The 4,059-nt window shown below is 35.7% G+C and carries 5 protein-coding genes and 5 tRNA genes; 2 read left to right on the top strand and 8 right to left on the bottom strand.

Annotated elements, in window-relative coordinates; translation table 11 throughout:
• Nucleotides 1-17 precede the first annotated feature (17 nt).
• The 5 genes from GOQ24_RS11205 to GOQ24_RS11185 form a co-directional block, all read right to left on the bottom strand.
• A tRNA-Leu gene (locus tag GOQ24_RS11205) sits at nucleotides 18-99 on the bottom strand.
• 124 nt (nucleotides 100-223) lie between these two features.
• A tRNA-Lys gene (locus GOQ24_RS11200) sits at nucleotides 224-296 on the bottom strand.
• 32 nt (nucleotides 297-328) lie between these two features.
• Nucleotides 329-401 (bottom strand) — tRNA-Lys (locus GOQ24_RS11195).
• Nucleotides 402-437: 36 nt separating this feature from the next.
• Nucleotides 438-510: transfer RNA gene (locus GOQ24_RS11190), tRNA-Lys, on the bottom strand.
• A gap of 27 nt (nucleotides 511-537) precedes the next feature.
• Nucleotides 538-610, bottom strand: a tRNA-Lys gene (locus GOQ24_RS11185).
• A gap of 129 nt (nucleotides 611-739) precedes the next feature.
• Between GOQ24_RS11185 and GOQ24_RS11180 the strand changes: the two genes are divergently transcribed.
• A complete protein-coding gene (locus GOQ24_RS11180) occupies nucleotides 740-1,255 on the top strand; it encodes a shikimate kinase (RefSeq protein WP_160339719.1) in 516 nt (171 codons plus the stop codon).
• Nucleotides 1,256-1,274: 19 nt separating this feature from the next.
• Here the strand turns inward: GOQ24_RS11180 and GOQ24_RS11175 are convergent, their stop codons facing one another.
• Genes GOQ24_RS11175 through GOQ24_RS11165 form a run of 3 tightly spaced genes read right to left on the bottom strand, consistent with a single transcriptional unit; the run spans nucleotide 1,275 to nucleotide 2,737 of the window.
• Nucleotides 1,275-1,772, bottom strand: coding sequence for a phosphoribosyltransferase family protein (locus GOQ24_RS11175; protein WP_155092046.1), 498 nt, complete (start codon nucleotides 1,770-1,772; stop codon nucleotides 1,275-1,277).
• Nucleotides 1,765-2,352 (bottom strand): TPMT family class I SAM-dependent methyltransferase, encoded by a 588-nt coding sequence (locus tag GOQ24_RS11170; RefSeq protein ID WP_243731269.1) that lies wholly within the window; start codon nucleotides 2,350-2,352, stop codon nucleotides 1,765-1,767. Before GOQ24_RS11170 ends, GOQ24_RS11175 begins: the two co-directional genes overlap by 8 nt.
• Nucleotides 2,345-2,737, bottom strand: a complete 393-nt coding sequence (locus GOQ24_RS11165) for an RNA-binding S4 domain-containing protein (protein WP_155092048.1) — start codon at nucleotides 2,735-2,737, stop codon at nucleotides 2,345-2,347. Before GOQ24_RS11165 ends, GOQ24_RS11170 begins: the two co-directional genes overlap by 8 nt.
• Nucleotides 2,738-2,818: 81 nt before the next feature.
• On the opposite strand from GOQ24_RS11165, the gene GOQ24_RS11160 reads away from it, so the two are divergent.
• Nucleotides 2,819-3,958 (top strand): hypothetical protein, encoded by a 1,140-nt coding sequence (locus tag GOQ24_RS11160; RefSeq protein WP_160339717.1) that lies wholly within the window; start codon nucleotides 2,819-2,821, stop codon nucleotides 3,956-3,958.
• Nucleotides 3,959-4,059 lie beyond the last annotated feature (101 nt).

Genomic DNA, 4,059 nt, shown 5'->3' with positions numbered 1-4,059 from the left:
GTTATAAAGTAACTATGTGACCACAATGGGATTCGAACCCATACGTCTTGCGACACCACCCCCTCAAGATGGCGAGTCTACCAATTCCTCCACGTGGCCGTAATCTGTTACAACCAACTTTCCTTTTGACAAAGGAGAGTTAAGGTAGTTTTTCAAATAAGCCAAAGCTTACTCTTTTTGAAAATAAAAAGCTACTCTCATACTGAGTAGCTTCTTATCTTTGTGACCCGACTGGGGCTCGAACCCAGGACCCCAACATTAAAAGTGTTGTGCTCTACCAACTGAGCTATCGAGTCGGCATTTTCAATAAATAGATTTCTTACTTTCGTGACCCGACTGGGGCTCGAACCCAGGACCCCAACATTAAAAGTGTTGTGCTCTACCAACTGAGCTATCGAGTCAATTTATTAATCTCTGAAAATGCCAATATGTATTTGTGACCCGACTGGGGCTCGAACCCAGGACCCCAACATTAAAAGTGTTGTGCTCTACCAACTGAGCTATCGAGTCATTGCGATTAGACTTGAATTGTATTTGTGACCCGACTGGGGCTCGAACCCAGGACCCCAACATTAAAAGTGTTGTGCTCTACCAACTGAGCTATCGAGTCGTTATTTCAATTCCTAATTGCGGGTGCAAATATAGAACGTTTTTTTTAAAATCCATGACATATTTGTTTTATTTTTGCCCTTAATTTCAAATTATTCCCTAACTTACTATATAACAACCCCTTATTTTTATGAAAAAAATTATCCTTGTAGGCTATATGGGCTCAGGAAAATCAACCATAGGTAAAAAACTTGCCGAAGACTTATCTTTCCCTTTTATAGACTTAGACGACTATATCGAACAAAAAGAGCAAACTTCGATTAGTGCTATATTTAAAAACAAAGGAGAGATTCATTTTCGAAAATTAGAACACCTTGCTCTTCGCGAAATTATAGAGCTACCCCAAAATGTAATTCTCAGTTTAGGAGGAGGCACACCCTGTTATGCAAATAACCACGAAGTATTACAAAGGGAAGATGTCAAGTCTTTTTACTTGAAAGGTTCAATAAAGACACTTGCCAATCGATTAGAAAAAGAAAAAGAGCATCGCCCTATCTTAAATCAAGATACAGACGATACTCTCGAAACTTTTATTGCCAAACATCTATTTGACCGTAGCTACTTTTACTATCAAGCAAAACATATTATCTCAATTGACGATAAGTCCGTCAATGAGATTGTCACTGATATCAAAGCACTATTATAATTAAAACAAGATAATTGGATTAACTTAAATATGCGTATTCCTCTTCTTTGTCAAAAACAACTTGAATGTGTTCCAATAGAGAAGTTGAAAGAGATATCCCTTTAAAGTCCGCTTTAACGGGATATTTTTTATGATTTCTATCCACGAGTACAGCAGTCTTCATTTTCTTTAGTGGAACGTTTAAAAAGTGTTTTACACCATAAATTAACGTTGCTCCTGAATTAAGTACATCATCAACCAACAAGATTGCTTTATCCTGGTACTCTGACGCAGAGATAGAAGTTTCAATTGGATTTATTGGACTTTGCTTATCAATGCGCACCTCGCAAAGACTAACTTTTATATCAGATATTCGCTCAAGTTCTTCAGCGATTTTCTTTGCAAAAATGTAACCGCTATTAGCTATACCTGCAATAACGATTTCCTTTTCATCTACGTAGGTTTCATACACTTGATAAGCAATGCGCTTTGTTTTAAAAGCAATCTGCTCTTTCGTTAAAATAATATTCTTAGTCATGTTGTTGTTTTACTATTTTTATAAATACTTCTCTATCTTTTCGGGGTTTTATAGAATTATAACAAGGTTCTAAAATCTCAATGTTGAGATCCGAAACGCAAAATAACTTCTTATATTCACTTAGACTGCCTCCAAATGGAGGATCAACACTATCAAACTCACAATCAAAAAGGACACCAACCAAGCGCCCATTCACTGCGAGGAGTTCTTTCATTTTAGCAACATACTTCGGCCTTAACGCTATAGGCAATGAACAAAAGAACGTATGCTCCAATATTAAATCGTACTGACCTTCATGCTGAAAGAAATCTCCTAAAACTACCTCGTCAATAGGAAACAAAGGAAACTTTTCTAAGGTTTCACGAGCAGCTAAATCTGTCAAATCTAAACCGACCACATTTGTGAACCCTTGTTCTTTGAGGTACATTAACTCATACCCGTGTCCCAAACCTGGTATCAGAATCCGAATGTGCTTATCTGTCAATTGATTCAAATACTCCTTGATCGGGGTAGTAATTCCTTTTGCATTCCAAAAGTCACTCCCTTCAATATATCTACGTTCCCAATATGCTTTATTCATTAACTTCATCTTCATCATCCTCGTAATCCAAAAAATCATTAATATCTCTCAAATCTTTTTTGGTAGGCCTACCTGTGCCATTTGCTCTATAGTGACTCTTGGCTAATCGCAACATTTCTATGTGTTCAAAAGCTTCTTCTGGAGTAGTATCTCTACGGTAAATATCTACCAGTTTTGCCCCTACTCTATTTTGGGGAATATCTAAAACTGACAATTGATATACTATCTGATCCTTTCTTAACGTTATCTTATCGGTAGGGAATACTTCTCGAGATGGTTTAGCGGCTTGACCATTAACTGTTACGTGCCCCTTTTTACAAGCTTCTGTAGCTATATTTCGAGTCTTATAGTACCTAACACACCATAAATACTTGTCAATTCGCATAATAAAATATTAATTTTTAATAACAAAGTATACAAAAATAAAGTAAAATTGTATCTTGCACTACTAAAATAAGTCAAAAAAATGAAGAGAATTTTTGCCGGTCTAAGTCTATTATCATTAAGCTTAGTATTTGTTAACTGTAAAAGTGATGACAATAGCGGAGGTACTGTAACTGTACCATTAAGAGACCGTACTGAAGTTTATACTGAAAACAAGACGGATATAGAAAAGTTTCTAACTAATAACTATATCTACGAGAATAAGGAAACAGGAGAAATTAGATTAGATAGTATACAAAGTAAAGACTACGATGGAGAGCCTATCTTAAAAGATGACCCAAGATTTAAGACAATAAAATTTAAAAACGATTTATACAGTATTAACCCAATAGCGACAAAGACAATTGACCCTTATACAGGAATGTGGAAGGATGCAGTAAGTCGTTTGGAATACAATCCCTTTGACGATGCTGTACAGGAATACGAAATTAACTATTTCATCATAGAAGAAGGAACGGGAAGTCATGTTCTACCTATCGACTCTACTTATGTAAAAAGTAAAGTATATAACTTAAATAACGAAGTAGTATCAAATCCTTATAAACCTGACTATTACTCTTATCCATTGACAATACACGAATACAATGGTTCGAATGTAGTAACAGGTAAATCAGTGTCTCGTCCTGCTCAACTAACATCAGGAGAAAGACAACTGCTTTCATTAATCAAAACAGCTACGTCTATCAAAACAGGAGCTGACGGAAGTGTAGAGGTTGAAGGAAAAGCAGGTAGACTTATAGCAATTATCCCATCAGGACTATATACATTCAATAATCCTGTCGGAGGAAAATTAAAAGGTTACCAGCCTGCTATTGTCGATATCTCTTTATACTACAGTATAGAGCGAGATCACGATTTGGACGGAATCCCTTCAAAATACGAAGTAGACCCTTCAAAAATCGGTACAGAATTAACACTGGAAGACTATTTCAGTTATTCAACAAGCGGTTTTAGCAATACGCCAAACTTTTTGAATGTTGATGATGATAATGATGGAGTTCCAACCTATTTAGAGTTACAATACAAAGAAAATGGGGTTGTTAAACATTATAAATATGATGATGAGAAGTTAAAAATGTGTACGGATACACCAAACTATTTAGATAGAACTTGTCGCCCTTATATGGAAGAAGGTGAATGGGTTTGGAAAAACTTAAAATAACAATTATTACATATATCAAAAAAGGAAGTCGTCTACATAGACGACTTCCTTTTTTTTGAGAATAGTATACCACAAAAAAAAGGAGTAGCTCACGCTACTCC

The organism is Myroides sp. LoEW2-1 (genome assembly GCF_009767705.1).
Taxonomy (GTDB): domain Bacteria; phylum Bacteroidota; class Bacteroidia; order Flavobacteriales; family Flavobacteriaceae; genus Flavobacterium; species Flavobacterium album_A.
Note: the sequence above shows the minus strand (reverse complement) of the source record. Positions and strands in the feature narration are given on the sequence as shown.